Below are 19,148 nucleotides of genomic sequence, written 5' to 3'. Positions count from 1 at the left end.
ATACCAGTGCCGGAAAGCGCATGACCAACGCCGCGTTGGTTGTCGAACATTCGGCACGGGAATTTTATTGTGACAGCGACACATTCGAACGGCGGGTTAAGCGGTACGGGAACTCCAAAGCAGGTCCTCATAGTTGATGATTCGCGCGTGATGCGTGCCTGGTTGCGTGCAGTTCTTTCTGCAGACCCTCGGTTGGAAGTCGTGGGTGAGGCCGCTGACGCAATAGAAGCGCGTGATTACATCAAAGCCCATCCCGCAGATGTGTTGACGCTTGATATCGAAATGCCTGGAATGAGCGGGTTGGATTTCTTGACGCGCCTGATGCGCGCAAGGCCCATGCCGGTTGTGATGATGTCGAGCCTAACAGCGGCAGGAAGTGATGCGGCGGTGCAAGCTTTGTCGCGGGGAGCGATTGATTGCATGGTCAAGCCTTCCAAAAGTTTTGGCGAAGAATTGACGGACGACATTTGTGAGCGCGTTTATCATGCCGCGTGCACACGTCCTTCGCAGTTGCAAATGCGATTGCAATCAAATGGCACAGATGCTGTGACCTATGCGACGTCCAAGAAGAGCGCCGATCCTTGCGACGAAGGTTCGATTATTCTGCTGGGCGCTTCGACTGGCGGCGTTGCCGCGCTGGAAGCCGTTTTGCCAATGCTGGACCCGTCCGGGCCGCCGGTTGTCATTGTGCAGCATATGCCTGGAAACTTTCTGATCAGTTTTGCGGAACGTTTGAACAGGCAAATGCAACAGCATGTATTTCTGGCCAATGAGGAAGAGGCTTTAAGCAGGGGTGACATTGTGCTGGCACCTGGCAATGATCAGCACACGGAAATCTGTCGCCGTGGTGGTCATTGGTATTGCCGTTTTGCGCCGAACGACCCGCCTGCATTGCATTGCCCATCAGTAGATGTGTTGTTTTCCTCCGTCAAAGACGGCGCGGACCGCATCACCGCCGGTCTGTTGACCGGATTGGGGCAAGATGGCGCAAAGGGATTGCTTAAACTGGCCGGATTAGGCGCGTCTACTTTCGGGCAGGACGAAAACACCTGCGTGATTTATGGAATGCCGCGCGCTGCAATGGCTCTTGGCGCAGTCCAGCATGAGTTGCCGTTGGATAAGATTGGACAAGCGATCCGTGACAGTGCCGGGCAGGCACGTAATTCAGTAAAAAGTAAAAATGGGGCCCGAATTTGATGGAAAAGTCACGTCATCATATCACGCAGGGGGAGCAGGCGGTCGGCTCTGATCCGGATTTTATCATTAGTACGCTTCTGGGGTCATGCGTTTCGTGCTGCTTGTGGGATCCTGCTTCCGGTGTTGGTGGTATGAATCATATGCTTCTTACAACCAGCACAGCTGAGAGCGGTGTCTGCAACCTTGTTGGCATTAACGCGATGGAGCTTTTGATCAACGATATCCTAAAGCATGGAGCGCAGAGAAACAAATTGCGGGCCAAAGCGTTTGGCGGCGCGCAGATGGTCGCTGGATTGAGCGAAATCGGGAAGCAGAATAGCGCATTCATTCTAAAATTCCTGGAGCAAGAAGGCATAGCCTGCGAAGGCCATTCACTGGGTGGCGAAACTGCGCGTCATATCATGTTTTGGCCAGCGACGGGCCGCGTTATGCTGAAAATTCGCAGCGACGCGCCGGTCGAGACTGTGTCTCAGGTTCAGGCCCCACAAAGTTCTGGCAATGATCTCGAATTGTTTTGAAGCCCAAAAACACTGATTGGATCCAGAGGCATGCGCTGCACTGCTTTTTCCCAAATACTTGGGAATGAGTGAGAGCGTATCGGCCTGAATTACCCGAGGCGAGCACACGTGGACTTTAGTTCGCCATTACTCTTCAAAAAAGTGATCGCGTGCGATCGCGATCAGGTAGATGCCATGTAACACCTGTGGTGAGTATCCATGTATCCTGCGGGTCGGGTGATCACATCATCCCCAACGAGGGTGCTGCTGAGTAACTGAGGATGTCAAAACCAGCAGGATTTGGCGCCGCAGTTAACGACTCCAGTCTGTGCTGGGTGACAGCTTGGAAACGTCAGGCGTTTTCTGGCGCGGGTTAGAAACTGCCTTGGCTTTGCGAAGCCCGACGCGCGAATGGCTTTTGTGTCATCCAGTTTCGTCTCTGTGGAGAGACAGGTTTTCAAAAAATGCACATATGACACGTTCCGGGAAATCCACGGATCCGGCCAGAACTAATGCCTATGATCAAAAAACGAGTCTCTGTTTCAATCCACAAATGGAACACCAGCTCCCGCCTAAGCGGTTAACCTTAAAGGGTATTTTTGATTGAAACAAATTGCCGTTCAAATTTATACAAAATTTAATTTGAAAAATCCAACTGTCATAAAAAGCAATATTGCTACTGCCGTTTTGATGGAAACCATTGTGCGAAGCGCCTATGGACCACAGGCTTCTGGCGATATCCAACCGTTACAATGGTCGATACTTCGCTACATCAGGTCAAATCCGAGAAGCCATTGCACCATGAGTTTGATCCGCAAATCTTTGGGCAAAACTCACGCTCCTGTGGTGCGCGCGATTCAGACGCTGGTAAATCGCGGATTCGTCGCACAGATGGAAAACCCGAGGGACGGGCGTAGCAAAATGCTGCTTCTGACTGAAGCAGGGATAGAGTCCCTCAGGAACGATCCTTTGCTCAAAATTGTGGAATGCTTGGATGCGTTGCCCCAGAACGAGTTGCGCAACCTAAAGAAGAGCATCACCAAAATGGCACATGTTTTGGTTTCCGACGCAGGCTGAAACCTGGCTGCCCATGCAGTTCACCGGTAGGCAACTTACCCGAAGCGTCCTGTCCGCGACTTGTAGCCCAGTTGAGGACTGGCTGTTTTCATAGGGAGAAACTACTGGAATTGGCTGTGAAAAACGCAAGACTTGGCGTTCGGCTGGTCACGGTTGTCTGCGAACACCGAAAAGAGGTGGACCAAATTGCTGAGTTTGACATGGCTCTTAAGCGCCTGCGGTGATTTTTGTCGTTCCGAAGAACATGCCCCATGCTCTCGCAGGCGATGGCGAAACACGCCGTTTTAAGCTATTCGGACGTCGACAAGACAACATATTGGCACTGAGCTGCAAATTCGTTTTGTTGCCATACACTTTTACCGGCGCAGTCATTGGCGGTGTGGTTGGATGCGCTTGTCCAAAAGCGCATGTTTGAATGAAACAGAATTCGTAAAATGGTCCATTGGATCGATTGTGATTTGGAACAGAACATGCGGCTTGAGGCCGAAGGCGTGAGATATGTGACAGCCCGCGTCGCAGCAGCATGAAATGGGCGGGGAAATCTCAGTCGAAATATGTCTGTTATCGACGCAAACATCAGAAATGGAGTTATGAAGACCACTATTGAAGCGAGATCAGGTGAATGAATTCTAAATCCGCGTGACACCGCAAAAACAAAATTGCAGATTTGCGGTTCTCGAAATCCTACGCCATTTAGGTCTGCTTTGGTGTGACTGTGTACAAGAAACCTGCAATGCCGTGCATGTTACAGCAGAGGTTAGGCGCTCCAATATTCGTGCGTCCTGCTGAGTTCCGGTTGCGGTGACGATAGAATAGACGTGACAGTATGCGGCATTTACAGAAATCTGCAGAAGGGCGAGCCATGGCCCTCTGCGTCAATAATCCATCCAGCAGATTAAGGTTCCTTCCAACCTTGCAAAAATTAGTGACTTGAAAGTCCCTCGTTTAATGTTGAAAAAAGTGCCAGTGGCACATAATTCACCACTTAACAATTCAATCATTGGGGGGCGTGATTTGGACAAAGTCAGCAGGGATGTACTGGACGAAACCAAATCGGTGCTGTGTGAACTTGTCGGATATCTTGCCGCTGTAGAGCAAAATCAAGGCGGCCGTGCGCATCCAATACTTGGGGAGTTGGCGACCCGCCTGGATCAGGTTGTTCGCGACATAGAGACACTTGATCAGCGAGCCCATTTTCCGCAGAGGTCATGACCCCTGGCAGCCTTGAAACTTCCGAACATGTAATCTGAAGTTGATGCACACGCGATGTGGGGTCCGAAATTCCAACCATAGTTTTAAAGTGCCGAGCAAGGAAACAGGTTGACCATTATATTTGACACAAGCCCGCGCTCACTATGCTGCGCGCGGACTTTGATTATGAAACGCTTGAAGGTCTAGACGAAATCCACACCCTCATTGCTCATCGGCAGCGATGTGATCCTTGGTCCCTCCACCGCGATCGCATTTGCCAACGCGGGCCCCGCAGGCGGTGTGCCGGGTTCACCAATCCCCGTAGGTGCCTCGGCAGATGGAATGATATGCGTTTCGATTTCGGCGATATCGTGAATACGCAGTGGTTCGTAGTCAGGAAAGTTGAGTTGATCAGTTTCCCCATTGCTCAGCGTGATTTCGTTACGCATGACCGCGCCTATTCCATAGCCGATGCCGCCCTCGATCTGGGCTTTGATGACGTTCGGGTTGACCGGTAAGCCGCAATCCACTGCCGCCGTGATTTTTTCAATTTTCACTGCGCCAGTCTCATCACGCGAAATCTCGGCAACCTGTGCCACATATGATCCAAAGGATTTATGCACAGCAACGCCCTGACTACGACCCGGGCCGGAACGTCCCCAACCTGCTTTTTGTGCCGCAAGCTTCAAAACAGCGGCCTTGCGTTGTTGATCGGCTGTGCCGCCTGACAGATACTCCAGGCGAAATCCGACCGCGTCCCGTTGTGCAGCCTTGGCCGCAATATCCATCATGCTTTCCATGACATATGCCGTATGGCTGTGGCCGACAGACCGCCACCAAAGCAACGTTGTTGCAGGTTTGTTATCCGTTAGGCCGAAATGCATCCCCGGAATGTCATAAGGCGTGTCGGCGGCACCCTCAACGGAGGCATGATCAATGCCGCCATGCACCATAACGCTTTCGAAAAAGGTCCCCTTGAAAATGGATTGACCGGCGATGCGGTGATCCCAACCCACGATCTTGCCCGCATCATCCAATCCGACTCGCACCTTGTGCGCGAAGGCCGGACGGTAATAGCCACCGGTGATGTCATCTTCGCGCGACCAGACCAGCTTCACCGGCCGTGTGCGGTCTGTCATTGCAAATGCCAGTGCGACCTCGACCTGATAATCCGCGCTTGGGGTTGCGCGCCGTCCAAAGGAACCACCGGCCAGAATTGTGTTGACCTTAACCTTCTCCATCGGCAATTCGAGGATCTGCGACAGAACACTGTGGTCGCTGGTCGGAAACTGTGCGCCGTCATGAATAACGACAGTGCCGTCGGCAAGTGGTTCAATCGTAGCCCCTAGCGGCTCCATGGGAGCATGTGCCAGAAGCGGGAAGTAAAAGGTCTCCTCAACAATCTGGGCGGCCCCTTCTATGGCTTGCAGAGTATCTGACAGGTCGCTTTCTGAGGACGCGTCAAATTCCGCATTGTCATCCAGTGCCGCGAGTAGTTCTCGACGGACGTCGCCGGAACTGCGCGTCTCGGCGGCGGAAAAGTCCCACGTCACCTCAATAGCGTCGCGTGCCTGGAAAGCAGCCCAGGTTTTATCAGCATAGACTGCGACACCCGCACCATTTGGCAGCGCCAGCGCTTGTATGAAACCTTTGATTTCCGTTGCGGCTGTGTCGTCAAATGATGCCACCGTGCCGCCCATGCGCGGGCTGCGTTTGATCACGACGACCATCTGATCATCCAGATGCAAGTCCATGGCAAATTTTGCTGTCCCGTCGATCTTGGGGCCTTGATCGGTGCGGTGCACGTCAGGATTACCAATGATTGTGAACTCAGACGGATCTTTGAGCCTCGGGTCAGCAGGCACCTCCAACATGGCAGCATCTGCGACCAACTCGCCGATTGATGCTGCGTTGCCTGCACCTGAAACAACGCCATTTGACAGGGCAAGCTCAGACGCGCTCACGCCCCAACGGTTGGCCGCCGCAGAGATCAACATCTCCCGCGCAGCAGCCCCGGCAGTTCGATACTGCATGTAGGAATTTGCCATGGCCGTTGAGCCGCCCGTCCCCTGATAGGGGCCAAAAAGCGAATTATTGTAAACGGTCGGATCTGAAGGCGCGAATTCGTATTTAATCGCATCCAGTGACATGTTCAATTCCTCAGCGATCAATGTCGACAGACCCGTCGCAGTGCCTTGGCCTTTTTCAAAATGCTTGACAATCGCTGTCACGGTGCCGTCCGAAGAGATTGTCACAAAGGGGTTCAATGCCCCTTCACTCGCTTTGGCCAAAGCGCCCCGAGGGGAGATGCCAATGGCCAGAAGGCCCGTTGCTGCTGTTGCGGAAGCGAGAAAGCCGCGTCTGGATGTTGTTAGTGTCATGACTCAGGCCTCCATCAAATCTGAAGCGCGTAATATGGCAGCGCGGATGCGTTGATACGTGGCGCAGCGGCATGCATTGCCGTTCATATAGTCGTCAATATCATCAACGGTTGGTTTCGCGTTTTCGCTCAGCAATCCAACCGCAGACATGATCTGGCCGGATTGGCAGTAACCGCATTGCACGACGTCCAGTTCCGCCCAGGCGGTTTGCACCGCCTTCGCCACATCCGAGGTGAGCCCTTCGATCGTCGTAACTTCGGAGCCTTCAAGATCCTCGATGTAGGTTTGGCAGGACCGGACAGGCACGCCATCAACATGCACAGTGCAGGAACCACATGCCGCCACGCCACAGCCAAATTTTGTTCCTGTCATCTTGAGGTCATCGCGGATCACCCACAACAAAGGTGTCCCGGGCTCGGCATCAACCGCGTGGGTCTCGCCGTTCAGTTTAAGATCTATTGTCATGAAAGCTTCCTTTCGGGTTGCGCTAACAAATCCGTTCAACTTGGTTAACAAGTAGGTTCAAAAGCTAGAATTGGTAGCTGGAAAGGATCGAAAAAGATCACGGTTCACTAGACTTTCAGCGTCAACATCGCGTGGCGCAACATTTTGCCGATTAATTGGCATTGCGGATCTGGCACGTGATGTGACATCGACGTGTAACAAGTATTTAACCCCCTGGCTTTGCCGAACCGGAGAACTCCAAATGATGCCGCCGCTCTATATTCTGCGCCACGGACAAACTTTGTGGAACGCTGACCACAGGATACAAGGGCGGCTGGATTCGGCATTGACCGATCAGGGCAGGGCGCAGGCGCGGGATCAACATAGCATCTTGAAACGGCGTGATCTGACTGGTTTTAAAGCCTATTGCAGCCCTCAGGGACGCGCCTTTCATACGGCTTCCATCGCATTGAATGGCCTGTTCGGATCAATCACAACTGACGCTCGTTTAGCGGAGATTTCGGTCGGAGACTGGGAGGGCATGCGCCGTGACACTCTGATCATCGACCGCCCCGTGGATGAGAGTGAAGAGAGCGGCTTGGATCTGTATGATCGTGCACCAGGAGGCGAAGGTTTCGTTGGATTACATGCTCGGTGCGTTGCGTTTTTGAACGATCTGTCTGAGCCATCCGTCTTGGTTACCCACGGAATCACTTCGCGTATGTTGCGTCTGATCGTCTTGGGCAAAGACATTGCGGAAATAGGTATGCTCCCGGGTGGGCAAGGGGTTGTATACCATCTCGACGCAGGAGAAATGAATTGCCTGTCGATAGGGGCTTGAAGCAGCGCGCGACTTTAGCTAAACCGCCGCGTAACGGGTCGTTAGCTCAGTTGGTAGAGCGCTTCGTTTACACCGAAGATGTCGGGAGTTCGAGCCTCTCACGACCCACCATAAAACCTGCTGCAACATTGGCGCTTGGAACGATGTGCGTTTGCGCTTTGGTTGACGTCTTCTTCTTTTCGCAACGCGCGGGTCACGCTCTGAGCGCCCCAATCAGGTGTTATGACGCGACATCGCAACCACCAGTAAGTGGCACGGCAAGTGTTACGTAAAGGCGCAGTGGAGCGGGGCACAGCGTTGAAGAGGTTCTGACAAGATGCAGATGCCTTGAAATGGAAACAGAATGGCCGACTTGGCGAGTTGGATTACCGCAAAAGCTGACAATTCCGTTATCTACAAATACGAGCAAGCCGCTTACAATAAATGACATTCCGACATATCCTTGCCCTTAAGCGAGGTGTTTTGGCCTGTGTCACAAGACGCTGCGCCCACGTAGAGATCTCACCGCATGCGCACAGTTGGAGTGTCCCACTTGGTTGCAATGAAGCATAGCTCTATGGCACGCGCTTTGAGTGTCCCGGCCCTTCCAGGATATGGTCAAAGCGTTCGCGCAAGCAGCGCTGGTGTCTGGCATTTCCAAACTGTCACAAATAAATATATCGGTTTCTCGCAGAAACTGGCATACTATCGCTCAGAACCACTTGTTTGGAGCTGCGTTTTACGAGTCGCTTGCCATGTCTGCCGAGCTGTGATTCTGGTTATTGGAGTAAATGGTGGTGCTATGCGGAATAGATACGGGATGTGCGCAGATGTTCTATGATAAAAACGGCCTGAAGGGGTTTGGCGAAACTGGAAGAGAGCCTTCGGAACAAGAGATTGATCGCATCGTCGAATTGCTGGACGAATTGCCATTGGTAGAGCGATCAAGCCGCGCGATGAAAATTGCTTCACAGCTTCTGGAATATGCCGCTTTTGAACTTGCGGGGCACGAACCTGCCACTTTCGTCGCCGAGTTGGTCGATGCATCGGCAAAACTCAACAGATCATCGTCTGAAGTTCTCCCCGATCTTTCCTACGCGGGAGCTTTGGCAGCATCACGCCTGCAATAGGTGAGATATGCGTCTTATTTACCGACAAACGTGCTTTGGACAGATGTTTAGTCTACCTTGGGTTGACATGTTCGCATGTGTTAACGAAGAGTAAACGTTAGAACGGCGGAAAATTTATCGGCTCAATGGCAGCGCTGTTTGATTTCTGCGACGCGCGAATTTGCGCCGCAAAACGCCGTTTTCGATAATAGAGCCGGACAATACATCTCTGGTGCAGTCGGTGCCGAGAGCGAAAATGCGATAATGGCTGAAAGCGGACATCATATGACCGGGCCTGTGGATCAAGATCCCCCTAAGGTTGTGGACCTTTCGCCGGTTTTTGCCGTTCTTGATCGGTTGCCAAACCCTGAACGGACGCAAAATGCCATGCAGGTCGCCGCCCAGTTTCTTGAGTATGCAGCCTACGAAATGGCATTGGAGCAAAACGCGGGGGATGTTTCCGAGATCATCCATATGGCAGCGCGTCTGGACCAGGCAGCGCGGCGTATTGATGATAAAGCGATTTCCCGAAACGCCAGTCGGGACCACCGTGAGATCTAGTTGCAAAGGTGATTGTTTTTTTCCGTGTACGAACATTGCTCCGAAGTCGCTACAGGAAACCGTTTGTTAAGCACATTGTTAATACCCGCGTCTATGCGCTGGTTATGGCTTTGGTATCCAAGAATGATGGTATGGCATTGCGATCCCCTGTCCCAAGAGTGAAAAAAACTTTGATGAAACCACGATTCCTTTAAGTCCCACGCAGTGTTTCATTGCCTTACAGCCTAGCCCGACCGGAGGCGACACCATGGTAAGAGCGCGATTGCGAGCGGCAGCCCTTTCGCCCGTGTTGGCCTTTCAAGCCATGAAGGTCATCAGCAAAACCCCGCGTCTGCCCGAACCCGAAGGCCCGCGTGTTGGGCGTGTTGGATCTGGCCCGGACCTAAGGGTTCTGATCGTTGGCGATTCCTCGGCCGCCGGGGTGGGTGCTGATCATCAGTTGGAGGCGCTCAGCGGGCGGCTCACGCATGCATTGGCCGCAAATTTTTCCGTAAGTTGGCAACTTGTTGCAAAGACCGGGATGACCACTCGTAAAATGCCGGGCTATCTGAAGAAAAATGCTCAGTTGCGGTTTGATATCGCCGTGACTGCCCTTGGCGTGAACGATGTAACCCGGCTTGTCGCCCCCATGACTTGGGTTGCACAAACCAACGCGTTTCATCAGGTCCTGGAAAACGATTTTGGCGTTAGGCGGATCTATGTGACAGCAGTGCCGCCGATGGCCAAGTTCCCGTCAATCCCTGATCCCCTGGCGGGATTCCTCGGGGATCGCGCATCCTTGATGAACGCAGCGCAGCAACGGGGGCTTGATACGCATGGCTCAGCCCGGCTTGTCGATCCGGACTGGGGTTTTGATGATACGATGATGGCCTCAGATCGCTTCCATCCGGGTCCGCGTCTCTATGCACGTTGGGGCAGCGCCATGGCGCGCCATATTCTCAATGATTTGCCTGATGGCGGACTTGGACGTTCCTGAAAATCACGTCCAGCGACCTCGTGGCGAAAAATGATTACAAAAAATGTTGTCTCAGGCGCGCTACGTGCTTGACGTGACCTGAGGCGCGCCATAATACGTCCAAACGCGCTGGGTACACCCGGCGAGCAGAGGGCGGTTGTAGCTCAGTTGGTTAGAGTACCGGCCTGTCACGCCGGGGGTCGCGGGTTCGAGCCCCGTCAACCGCGCCACCGCTGCTTGAAAAGGGACCTTCGGGTCCCTTTTTGCTTTTTGGCGTCATACCGTCATCTTGGGCGGCGGCGCGAAAGGTATTTTCAATCAAGGTTCAACTTAGGACGACGTGCAGAGACGTCGGTTTCGGTCTCTGGAAATCACAGGCAGATCAAATCTGTCCGCTCGTCCCCGCTACTCTTCGAACGGGCGCACATGGCGCGGATAAGCGCAGGGAGCGTTTCGAACTCATTACACAGCGCTCACTTCTCTTATTGCGCGGGACGCAGGCGCGTCAGTCCGCAATCGGACGCAGAAAGTCCGAGAGCGCCTGCGCCGTGTCATCGGCCGACTGGTCCACAAAAAAATGTCCGCCGGAAATGGCCTTGGCACGCATGTCCGAGAGCCTGTCCTGCCAAGTCGCAGGGACGTCAAACGCCCGCGCCATTGCGCCATCCGCCCCGTAAAGAACCAGCGCAGGGCAAGTAACCTGACGGTGAAGATCCTGGGCATCAAGATCAAAGTCATATTGCAATGCAGCGCGATAGTCAGCACACATGCCGCGAATGGCATCCGGGTCGCGCCACGCCTTGCGATAGGCGGCGAGCGCTTTTGCATCAAAGTCAGACAAGAGTGCCGCGCCCCAGCCCAACAGGCAGCTTTCGAAATACCGGTCCGGGTCATGCCCGATCATCGTTTCGGGGAAAGGCGTGGGTTGAGCGAGGAAAAACCAATGGTAGTAGGCGGTTGCAACCTGCCGCGAGAGTTGGTCTAGCAGTAAGTGCGTGGGCACAATGTCCATTACTGTCAGGCTCAGTACCTGTTCAGGCGCGTCGAGGGCGAGCCGGTGGGCCACGCGTCCCCCCCGATCATGCCCTGCGACGTGAAACTCCGTGAATCCCAGATGTTGCATCAATGCGGATTGATCCCCCGCCATATGGCGAAAGGTGTAATTTTCGGTGCCTTGTGGCTTCGAACTCGCACCATACCCGCGCAAATCGGGCGCGATCACGGTAAAATCATCGTTCAGCGTCGCTCCCACCTCGCGCCACAAATCATGTGTTTGCGGAAACCCATGTAACAGCAAGAGGGGGGGGCCAGAGCCCAGGGTCGCATAACAAATGCGCTGGCCATTCACATCTGCAAACAGCTTTTTGAATTCCTCACCCACTGGACAAAGGCACCGTAGGGTGGGCTTCAGGCCACCGCGCGATCCGCACGGCGATCACGTTGCGAGTGCCGCCAGAATACGCGCCCAACTGCGGATCCCTTTGTGGAAACTCTCCAAATCGTACTTTTCATTCGGCGAATGGATCGCATCATCGTCCTTGCCGAAACCGACTAACATCGGCGTTGTTCCCAGAATATTCTGGAAGAAGCCTGCAATCGGAATCGACCCGCCGCACCCGACATAGGCCGCTGGTACTTGCCACTCGTCGCTCAGGGCGCGACGCGCCGCTTCAAAACTGGGATCGTCGGTTTCGGTCATCGAGGCTTTGCTGGCGCCATGTTCACTAAAACTGACCTCACAGTCTTCGGGCAGCATCTCGCGTACCATTGCGCGGAAATTTTCCCGGATCAAAAGCGGATCCTGATCGCCAACCAGTCGGAAACTGATCTTTGCCTGTGCCATGGCGGGCAGGACGGTTTTAAAGCCATCGCCCGTGTATCCGCCCCAAATCCCGTTGACTTCGCAGGTTGGGCGCGACCAGATCATCTCCAGTGGCGTGCGGTCCTGCTCGCCCGCTGGGTAGGACAGTCCCACATCTCCCAGAAACCCTGCATGATCAAAGGCCAACCCCTGCCATTGCGCTTCCATCTCGTCGGAAAGCTCCGGTACGCCATCATAAAATCCCGGAACGGTGATGCGCCCTTCTTCGTCATGCAGCGCAGCGATGATGCGTGACATCACGCGGATGGGATTGATCGCCACACCGCCATACATTCCTGAATGCAAATCCACATCCGGTCCGGTGATCGTGATCTCTTCGCCCAGCAAACCACGCAGCATGGTCACAATCGCTGGTGTCTTGCTTTCAAAAAGCCCGGTGTCACAGATCAGCGCGATGTCAGATTTCAGCTCCTGGGCGTTTTCCTCCATGAAGGGCACAAGGGAAGGGGAGCCGCTCTCTTCTTCCCCCTCAAAGAAGAACGTGATCTTGCAAGGCAAGCTGCCATGTTCGGCTTTCCAGGCGCGGCAGGCCTCAATGAACGTCATCAACTGGCCCTTGTCATCAGAAGAACCGCGTCCGCGAATGACACGTCCTTTGGCGGTATCTTCTATCTTCGGATCAAAAGGATCGTTGTCCCAAAGGTCAAGCGGATCAACAGGTTGCACGTCATAGTGACCGTAAAACAGTAAGTGCGGACCCGGGCCATCAATATGTCCGACCACCATCGGGTGCCCCGGCGTCGAACGTTTCTGGGTGGCAATGCCAAGGCGGTTCAGATCCGTGACCAACCAGTCTGCCGCCTGATCACAGGCATCTTTGAATGCGGGATCTGTTGAGATGGAGGGGATACGCAGCAACTCAAGAAGGCGGTCCGTTGCTGCAGGCAGATCAGCATCAATTCGGGATAAAACGGCGTCTAAAGACATCGGGCGACTCCTTTGATTTTCCACGAACCGTAGCAGTGCGCACGGTGGTGTCCAGCGGTGAAAAGGCCTGAAACCGGCGATGCCAAACGCTCCGCACTCACGCAATTGGCTTGATGCATGTCAAGGATGCGACAGGATGCGCATCCTAAGGTTATTGAACCTTAAGGGCAGGAACGATATTGAACTTAGAAGGATTCCAAAGGTGCGTCGTACCCAGGGATCAAACGGAGGAGAGACCGGGTGAGCTATAACGACCAGTTGGACCAGGCTATTGCGCGCCTGCACACTGAGGGACGCTACAGGACGTTCATAGATATTGAACGTCACAACGGTCAATTCCCCCATGCCACGCGCACCTGTCCCGATGGCAGCACACAAGACGTTACTGTATGGTGTGGCAATGATTACCTCGGCATGGGGCAGCACCCGGTTGTGCTTGATGCGATGCATGAAGCGCTCGATGCAACAGGTGCAGGATCTGGCGGAACGCGGAACATCTCCGGGACCACGGTCTATCACAAACGGCTCGAAACCGAGCTCGCAGATCTGCATGGCAAAGAATCAGCGCTGCTTTTTACATCTGCATACATCGCCAATGATGCAACTCTTTCAACTTTGCCTAAACTTTTCCCCGGATTAATCATCTATTCTGATGCGCTCAATCATGCTTCCATGATCGAAGGCGTGCGCCGCAATGGTGGTGCCAAACGCATCTTCCGTCACAATGATATTGAGCATTTGCGCGAACTGCTCGCAGCTGATGATCCTGCGGCACCAAAGATTATCGCCTTTGAATCGATTTATTCCATGGACGGTGATTTTGCACCGATTGAAGCGATCTGCGAACTGGCAGATGAATTCGGCGCTTTGACTTACATCGATGAGGTGCATGCCGTCGGCATGTATGGCCCACGCGGCGCTGGCGTTGCAGAACGCGATCGTTTGATGCACAGGCTTGATATCATCAACGGTACACTGGCCAAGGCCTTTGGCGTCATGGGCGGCTACATCTCTGCGTCTGCTAAAATGTGTGATGCCATAAGGTCTTACGCGCCTGGTTTCATCTTTACAACGTCGCTTCCGCCTGCTGTCGCGGCGGGCGCTGCGGCCTCTGTAGCCTTTTTAAAAAATGCCCCTGAACTGCGCGAGGCGCACCAGACGCAAGCGCGCATTCTGAAGCTGAGGCTGAAGGGGCTTGGTTTGCCGATCATTGATCATGGCAGTCACATTGTGCCGGTCATGGTGGGCGATCCGGTGCATACTCAGAAATTGAGCGACATGCTGCTCGAAGACCATGGCATTTACGTCCAGCCGATCAATTTTCCAACCGTACCGCGGGGCACCGAGCGTTTGCGCTTTACTCCGTCGCCGATACACGGCCCGGACGAAATGGATTCTCTGGTGCACGCAATGGATGGGTTGTGGTCACATTGTGCGCTAAATCGCGCCGAAGAGGCGGGCTAGCAATCGCCTGTATGAGAATCGAGTTGCCTTGTGTTAACCTAACATAAACAACAAGTCGGATACGAATCGTGCGAACGGTTTCAAGTCTGGCACAGGCGTCAGGCAGGCACGGCAAGGACGGGGCAGGTTTATGATTGGGCGTAGGCACTCCAAAGGTGTTGAGGAAGATGTCGAACGCAAGGCGTTCGATGACTTCGAATTGCGCCTTGGCGATGTTATGCGCGGCGAGCGTGCAACAATAGGTAAATCGTTGCTGGATGTTCAGCGGGAGCTTCGGATTAAAGCGTCATATATCGCCGCCATCGAAAACTGCGATCCCGACGCCTTTGATACACCGGGCTTTATTGCTGGCTACGTGCGATCATATGCCAGATATCTGGGGATGGACCCAGATAAGGCGTTTGATACTTTCTGCGAGGAAAGTGGGTTCACCGTTGCTCATGGCATGTCATCAAAAGCCTCCGTGGTCAGAAAATCACCCAAAGAGCAGCGATCTGTTGGTCTGGGTGACGGCGACATGTTCAGCAGGTCCAAAACACCTTTCACGCCGTCGGGAGAGGGCTTCTTCTCCGGTATAGAACCCAGTGCCATTGGCTCCTCTCTGGTATTGGTTGCCTTGATCTCGGCGATTGGCTTCGGCGGCTATTCTGTCCTTCAAGAGGTGCAGCGCGTTCAAGTCGCGCCTGTCGAGCAGACCCCGGTTGTGCTTTCCGATCTGGACCCTCTGGACGGCGTGCTTGCAGCGGTTCCGGATGCAACCGGATCGACAGTGACACCGGGCGCCATGGATCAACCCAGGTTGGACGCGCTGGACCAGTTGTACCGGCCTCAGGCGCTTGATGTGCCGGTTTTGACCGCCCGCGACGCACCAATATCCACAATTGATCCGCGCACGATTGGAAATTTTGCAAGCGTCGAAAAAGACGTTGTACCCCCGACCAACTCCTTTGCGGGATCAATCGACGCGGCAGTTTCTGCCAGCCTTGCTGAACAGCCGACAATACCGCAAGTCGTGCAGAAACCCGGTCCAGCCCTGCGCATGATTGCAGTTCGCCCGTCATGGGTGCGTGTCAGCGCGGCAGACGGAACGGTGATTTTTGAAACCATTATGGAACCTGGCGAAACCTGGGATGCTCCGTTGAGCGAAGCCCCACCCACATTGCGTACCGGCGAAAGTGGTGCAATCTATTTTTCGCTCAGCGGTGAGTATTACGGACCCGTTGGCGAAACTGGCGTTGTCACATCCAAGCTACCGCTTGATGTCGACGCACTAAAGACACGTTATTCGATAGCGGACCTTGCAGCGGACGAAGCCCTTGCCACGACTGTGGTTCAGCTACAAGCGCCGTTGGGCACGGTAGACGAATAACAACCTGTTTGTAACAAACCGACCATTGCGAGCGGCGGCGCGACTGTCTATTTTAAGTGACAGAAGCTCCTCGCAAAGGACAGATTCGTGTCGCTGAACCACGTGCGCCCATGGCGCAATATTTATCGCCGTACGTCGCGCCAGATCATGGTCGGCAATGTGCCAGTAGGCGGAGATGCACCGATTTCAGTGCAAACCATGACCAACACGCTGACGACAGATGTGCGCGGTACAATTGCTCAAATCGAAGCCGCTGTGGACGCCGGTGTTGACATCGTTCGCGTATCTGTGCCGGATAAAGAGTCGTCCGCATCCTTGCGCGAGATCGTACGTGAAGTCACAGTTCCGATAGTTGCAGACATCCACTTTCACTATAAACGAGGCATCGAAGCGGCCGAGGCAGGCGCTGCATGCTTGAGGATCAATCCGGGCAATATCGGCGATGAGTCGCGGGTAAAGGAAGTGATCAAAGCGGCGCGGGACAATAATTGTTCGATCCGCATCGGGGTCAATGCGGGCAGTCTTGAAAAACATCTGCTGGACAAATACGGTGAACCCTGTCCGGACGCGATGGTCGAATCCGGGCTCGACCATATCAAGATCCTGCAGGACAATGATTTTCACGAATTCAAAATCAGCTGCAAAGCCTCTGATGTCTTCATGGCGGCAGCGGCCTATCAACAATTGGCTGATGCGACCGATGCGCCGATTCATCTTGGCATAACGGAAGCAGGAGGTCTGACTTCGGGGACGATCAAATCGGCCATTGGTCTGGGAAATTTGCTGTGGATGGGAATTGGAGACACGATCCGTGTCAGCCTCTCTGCGGATCCGGTCGAAGAAGTAAAGGTGGGATACGAGATCCTGAAATCTCTGGGTTTGCGCCATCGCGGCGTGAATATCATCAGTTGCCCAAGCTGCGCGCGGCAAGGCTTTGACGTCATAAAAACAGTGGAAAAGCTGGAAAAAAGACTGGAACACATCAAGACACCCATGAGTCTGAGCATCATCGGATGCGTGGTCAATGGGCCCGGTGAGGCGCTCATGACAGATGTCGGTTTTACCGGAGGTGGTGCTGGCTCTGGCATGGTTTATTTGGCAGGCAAGCAAAGCCACAAGCTCGACAACGACTCAATGATCGAGCACATCGTCGAGCAGGTTGAGAAAAAGGCCGCAGCGCTTGATGCCGAAGCAGCCCTTTTGGATGCTGCCGAATAAGCCGCAAATTTGCCTGTTCAGAGGTCACGTTTTTCTTCCAGAAGATCGCGCATCTGATCATAGGGGAGATAGCCGCGTAACAGCTCGTCTTGCATGACAAAAGTTGGTGTGCCTGTGATGCGTAGTTTTTGAGCCAAGGCGCGCGTGTCGGCAATTTCCTGAGTAACCGAAGCATCATTCATACGCGCCTCGATCGCGTCGGCATCTAATTCAAATGTCGCGGACAAACGTCTCAGGGCGGGCAGAGTGATGTCACCATTAAATTCCATCAAAGCATCATGCAGGCTTTTGTAGGCTTGCGCGCCCTCCAGTTGCTTGGCAGCAATCACAAACCGTGAAGCCAAAACGGATTGCTCACCCAGAATCGGGAATTCTTTAACGACGAAACGAATATTTCCGTCTGTTTCCAAAAGTTTTTCAACTTCGCCGTAAGCCCGTTTGCAGTACCCACAGCGATAGTCCATGAACTCTACAAGTGTGATGTCGCCATCCGGATTGCCGCCGACAAACGAAAACCCGTCATCAAAAATTGCTTGCGCATTGTCCGTGACCAAGGATTGATCGGCCTGCGCCTGAGCTTCCGCCTGACGGTTTTCGAGAGCCTGAACAGCTTCCATGATCACTTCAGGATTTTCCATGAGGTAGTTTCGCACTTCGGATCGAAACAGCGCGCGGTCCTCATCGGTCATGGTTTCTAGATCCAGCGCAACAGCGGGACCTGCGAGCACAACCGCAGTCAGTAAGGCCGGTAGTATTCTTGTTTTCATCATTGAGTCATCTCCTTTTTTCCGCGCGCTCTGCGTCAATCAACACATCCTGAGCGCGTTGCCAAGCGGTTGTCCCCGTCGACAATAATCCCAAAGCACGTTTTGCATGAATTTCCGCGTCCTCCATGCGTCCGGTCAAGGCGTAACGCTCGGCCGTTACAAGCGACGCCATCCCCAGCTGATCGGATTTTGCATAGGCAATTGAAAGATCGCGCAGCATGGATCCATCCCGGAAATCAATCGAGCGCGCTTTCTCCAGCGCCTTGCGCGCGCGCTCAATTTCATTGGTTGCCAGCAGTGCCCGCCCATATCCTGAAAGAACCAAAGCATCATTGGGCGCGAGCTGCACGGCACGTCCATAGGCCGCTACGGCTGCCTGAAAATTACGTGTTTCGATCAGGATTTGGCCACGTTGATCATGCAGAAAGGGATCATCGGGCCGCATCGAGATTGCCGCGTCTATGGCGCCCAGGGCCTGTGTCGTGCGAGATTGGCGATGTTCCGCAATCGCTTCGCGCAGCAACCGCACATCGGCATAAGGACTGTCCTTGAGCCGCCTTAGGGTCCATTTTGGTGCGCGCGTATAAGCGCTCAGCTTTCCTTTAACGCGTTCAAACCAATAGGCATATGCCGGGTTCTCGTTTGCTGCATGGCCATATGCGGCGGTAAAACCCTGCACGGCACGCACCCGGTCGCGCGACAAGGGATGACTGCGTAAATAGGGATCCTGCCTTGTCTCCGATAAAACTTCCTGACCGCTAAAGATCTGGAGCACATCCAACATTCCCCTTGGGTCAACCCCGCCAGATTTCATGAAGCGAATACCCGATTGGTCCGCCGATGCCTCTTCGGCCCGCGTGTGCTTGAAAAAGCGCGCCTGTGCGGAACTTTGCGTGCCAAGCGCGATACCGCCTGCTGCGTTGCCGGCGCCCGCGGCGGCGGCAATGGCGGCGAGGGCAAGCCCAAGTCCTGAGGCTGTCCGCGTGCTGGAAAGATTGGTCATGCGACGGGTCAAATGTCCGTTCACAATATGGGCCGCTTCATGCGCGATTACAGCCTGTAGCATGGCGGCTGTTTCCATGCGATTGATCAGGCCGTAGTGCAAGTAAATCGCGTCATTGCTGACCACAAATGCGTTGAGCGAACTGTTGTTGACCACCAGAATCTTGACGCGGGAGGGGCTTAGGCCGGCGGCGCTTAGAATTGGGGCCGCCAGTTGCTTAAGCCCGTATTCCAGATCACCGTCTCGCAGCAACCCTTGCGCGTGCAAGGGGACAGCCATAAGCCAT

Annotated in this window: 17 protein-coding genes and 2 tRNA genes; 13 read left to right on the top strand and 6 right to left on the bottom strand. The window is 54.1% G+C overall.

Annotation, left to right across the window (positions count from 1 at the left end):
• Positions 1-69 precede the first annotated feature (69 nt).
• The 4 genes from cheB (at position 70) to R8G34_02255 (ending at position 3,983) form a co-directional block, all read left to right on the top strand.
• The gene (gene cheB, locus R8G34_02270; protein MDW3221704.1) at positions 70-1,197 is read left to right on the top strand and encodes a chemotaxis-specific protein-glutamate methyltransferase CheB; all 1,128 of its coding nucleotides are present in this window, start codon (positions 70-72) and stop codon (positions 1,195-1,197) included.
• A 131-nt stretch (positions 1,198-1,328) separates the two neighbouring features.
• Complete coding sequence (locus R8G34_02265) at positions 1,329-1,715, top strand: chemotaxis protein CheD (protein MDW3221703.1); 387 nt, start codon at positions 1,329-1,331, stop codon at positions 1,713-1,715.
• 582 nt (positions 1,716-2,297) lie between these two features.
• Positions 2,298-2,771, top strand: a complete 474-nt coding sequence (locus R8G34_02260; protein ID MDW3221702.1) for a helix-turn-helix domain-containing protein — start codon at positions 2,298-2,300, stop codon at positions 2,769-2,771.
• Positions 2,772-3,719: 948 nt separating this feature from the next.
• The gene (locus tag R8G34_02255; protein MDW3221701.1) at positions 3,720-3,983 is read left to right on the top strand and encodes a hypothetical protein; all 264 of its coding nucleotides are present in this window, start codon (positions 3,720-3,722) and stop codon (positions 3,981-3,983) included.
• 182 nt (positions 3,984-4,165) lie between these two features.
• Here the strand turns inward: R8G34_02255 and R8G34_02250 are convergent, their stop codons facing one another.
• Together R8G34_02250 and R8G34_02245 are read right to left on the bottom strand one after the other, a co-directional pair.
• Positions 4,166-6,343, bottom strand: a complete 2,178-nt coding sequence (locus R8G34_02250; GenBank protein ID MDW3221700.1) for a molybdopterin cofactor-binding domain-containing protein — start codon at positions 6,341-6,343, stop codon at positions 4,166-4,168.
• Positions 6,344-6,346: 3 nt separating this feature from the next.
• The gene (locus R8G34_02245) at positions 6,347-6,808 is read right to left on the bottom strand and encodes a (2Fe-2S)-binding protein (protein MDW3221699.1); all 462 of its coding nucleotides are present in this window, start codon (positions 6,806-6,808) and stop codon (positions 6,347-6,349) included.
• 241 nt (positions 6,809-7,049) lie between these two features.
• Between R8G34_02245 and R8G34_02240 the strand changes: the two genes are divergently transcribed.
• The 6 genes from R8G34_02240 (at position 7,050) to R8G34_02215 (ending at position 10,462) form a co-directional block, all read left to right on the top strand.
• Positions 7,050-7,628, top strand: coding sequence for a histidine phosphatase family protein (locus tag R8G34_02240; protein ID MDW3221698.1), 579 nt, complete (start codon positions 7,050-7,052; stop codon positions 7,626-7,628).
• A gap of 35 nt (positions 7,629-7,663) precedes the next feature.
• Positions 7,664-7,739, top strand: a tRNA-Val gene (locus R8G34_02235).
• 698 nt (positions 7,740-8,437) lie between these two features.
• Positions 8,438-8,737 (top strand): hypothetical protein, encoded by a 300-nt coding sequence (locus tag R8G34_02230; GenBank protein ID MDW3221697.1) that lies wholly within the window; start codon positions 8,438-8,440, stop codon positions 8,735-8,737.
• A gap of 243 nt (positions 8,738-8,980) precedes the next feature.
• On the top strand, positions 8,981-9,277 hold the full coding sequence (locus tag R8G34_02225; protein MDW3221696.1) for a hypothetical protein: 297 nt from the start codon (positions 8,981-8,983) through the stop codon (positions 9,275-9,277).
• A 247-nt stretch (positions 9,278-9,524) separates the two neighbouring features.
• Positions 9,525-10,253, top strand: a complete 729-nt coding sequence (locus R8G34_02220; GenBank protein ID MDW3221695.1) for an SGNH/GDSL hydrolase family protein — start codon at positions 9,525-9,527, stop codon at positions 10,251-10,253.
• Between the two features lie 132 nt (positions 10,254-10,385).
• A tRNA-Asp gene (locus R8G34_02215) sits at positions 10,386-10,462 on the top strand.
• Positions 10,463-10,737: 275 nt separating this feature from the next.
• Here R8G34_02215 and R8G34_02210 read toward each other — a convergent pair.
• Together R8G34_02210 and R8G34_02205 are read right to left on the bottom strand one after the other, a co-directional pair.
• Positions 10,738-11,613: an alpha/beta hydrolase gene (locus tag R8G34_02210; protein MDW3221694.1), complete on the bottom strand. Its 876-nt coding sequence runs from the start codon at positions 11,611-11,613 to the stop codon at positions 10,738-10,740.
• A 54-nt stretch (positions 11,614-11,667) separates the two neighbouring features.
• Complete coding sequence (locus R8G34_02205; GenBank protein MDW3221693.1) at positions 11,668-13,041, bottom strand: M20/M25/M40 family metallo-hydrolase; 1,374 nt, start codon at positions 13,039-13,041, stop codon at positions 11,668-11,670.
• 240 nt (positions 13,042-13,281) lie between these two features.
• Here R8G34_02205 and hemA point away from each other — a divergent pair, with 240 nt between their 5' ends.
• The 3 genes from hemA (at position 13,282) to ispG (ending at position 17,092) form a co-directional block, all read left to right on the top strand.
• Positions 13,282-14,505: a 5-aminolevulinate synthase gene (gene hemA, locus R8G34_02200; protein MDW3221692.1), complete on the top strand. Its 1,224-nt coding sequence runs from the start codon at positions 13,282-13,284 to the stop codon at positions 14,503-14,505.
• Positions 14,506-14,635: 130 nt separating this feature from the next.
• Positions 14,636-15,874, top strand: a complete 1,239-nt coding sequence (locus tag R8G34_02195) for a DUF4115 domain-containing protein (protein ID MDW3221691.1) — start codon at positions 14,636-14,638, stop codon at positions 15,872-15,874.
• Between the two features lie 87 nt (positions 15,875-15,961).
• The gene (gene ispG / locus R8G34_02190; GenBank protein MDW3221690.1) at positions 15,962-17,092 is read left to right on the top strand and encodes a flavodoxin-dependent (E)-4-hydroxy-3-methylbut-2-enyl-diphosphate synthase; all 1,131 of its coding nucleotides are present in this window, start codon (positions 15,962-15,964) and stop codon (positions 17,090-17,092) included.
• Between the two features lie 17 nt (positions 17,093-17,109).
• On the opposite strand, the gene R8G34_02185 is transcribed toward ispG, so the two are convergent.
• Both R8G34_02185 and R8G34_02180 read right to left on the bottom strand, forming a co-directional pair.
• Complete coding sequence (locus R8G34_02185) at positions 17,110-17,859, bottom strand: DsbA family protein (protein MDW3221689.1); 750 nt, start codon at positions 17,857-17,859, stop codon at positions 17,110-17,112.
• Between the two features lie 7 nt (positions 17,860-17,866).
• Positions 17,867-19,141 (bottom strand): M48 family metalloprotease, encoded by a 1,275-nt coding sequence (locus R8G34_02180; protein ID MDW3221688.1) that lies wholly within the window; start codon positions 19,139-19,141, stop codon positions 17,867-17,869.
• Positions 19,142-19,148: the final 7 nt, after the last annotated feature.

It is taken from the genome of Paracoccaceae bacterium (assembly GCA_033344815.1).
Lineage (GTDB): Bacteria > Pseudomonadota > Alphaproteobacteria > Rhodobacterales > Rhodobacteraceae > Roseobacter.
The sequence above is the reverse complement of the archived record's forward strand: the minus strand, read 5'-3'. Positions and strand labels throughout refer to the sequence as shown.

Coding starts and splice junctions, on each gene's coding strand:
- R8G34_02265 (MDW3221703.1), top strand. CDS start 1,329: ATGAATCATATGCTTCTTACAACCAGCACAGCTGAGAGCGGTGTCTGC.
- R8G34_02255 (MDW3221701.1), top strand. CDS start 3,720: ATGTTGAAAAAAGTGCCAGTGGCACATAATTCACCACTTAACAATTCA.
- R8G34_02250 (MDW3221700.1), bottom strand. CDS start 6,343: ATGACACTAACAACATCCAGACGCGGCTTTCTCGCTTCCGCAACAGCA.
- R8G34_02245 (MDW3221699.1), bottom strand. CDS start 6,808: ATGACAATAGATCTTAAACTGAACGGCGAGACCCACGCGGTTGATGCC.
- R8G34_02240 (MDW3221698.1), top strand. CDS start 7,050: ATGATGCCGCCGCTCTATATTCTGCGCCACGGACAAACTTTGTGGAAC.
- R8G34_02230 (MDW3221697.1), top strand. CDS start 8,438: ATGTTCTATGATAAAAACGGCCTGAAGGGGTTTGGCGAAACTGGAAGA.
- R8G34_02225 (MDW3221696.1), top strand. CDS start 8,981: ATGGCTGAAAGCGGACATCATATGACCGGGCCTGTGGATCAAGATCCC.
- R8G34_02220 (MDW3221695.1), top strand. CDS start 9,525: ATGGTAAGAGCGCGATTGCGAGCGGCAGCCCTTTCGCCCGTGTTGGCC.
- R8G34_02205 (MDW3221693.1), bottom strand. CDS start 13,041: ATGTCTTTAGACGCCGTTTTATCCCGAATTGATGCTGATCTGCCTGCA.
- R8G34_02195 (MDW3221691.1), top strand. CDS start 14,636: ATGATTGGGCGTAGGCACTCCAAAGGTGTTGAGGAAGATGTCGAACGC.
- R8G34_02185 (MDW3221689.1), bottom strand. CDS start 17,859: ATGAAAACAAGAATACTACCGGCCTTACTGACTGCGGTTGTGCTCGCA.
- R8G34_02180 (MDW3221688.1), bottom strand. CDS start 19,141: ATGGCTGTCCCCTTGCACGCGCAAGGGTTGCTGCGAGACGGTGATCTG.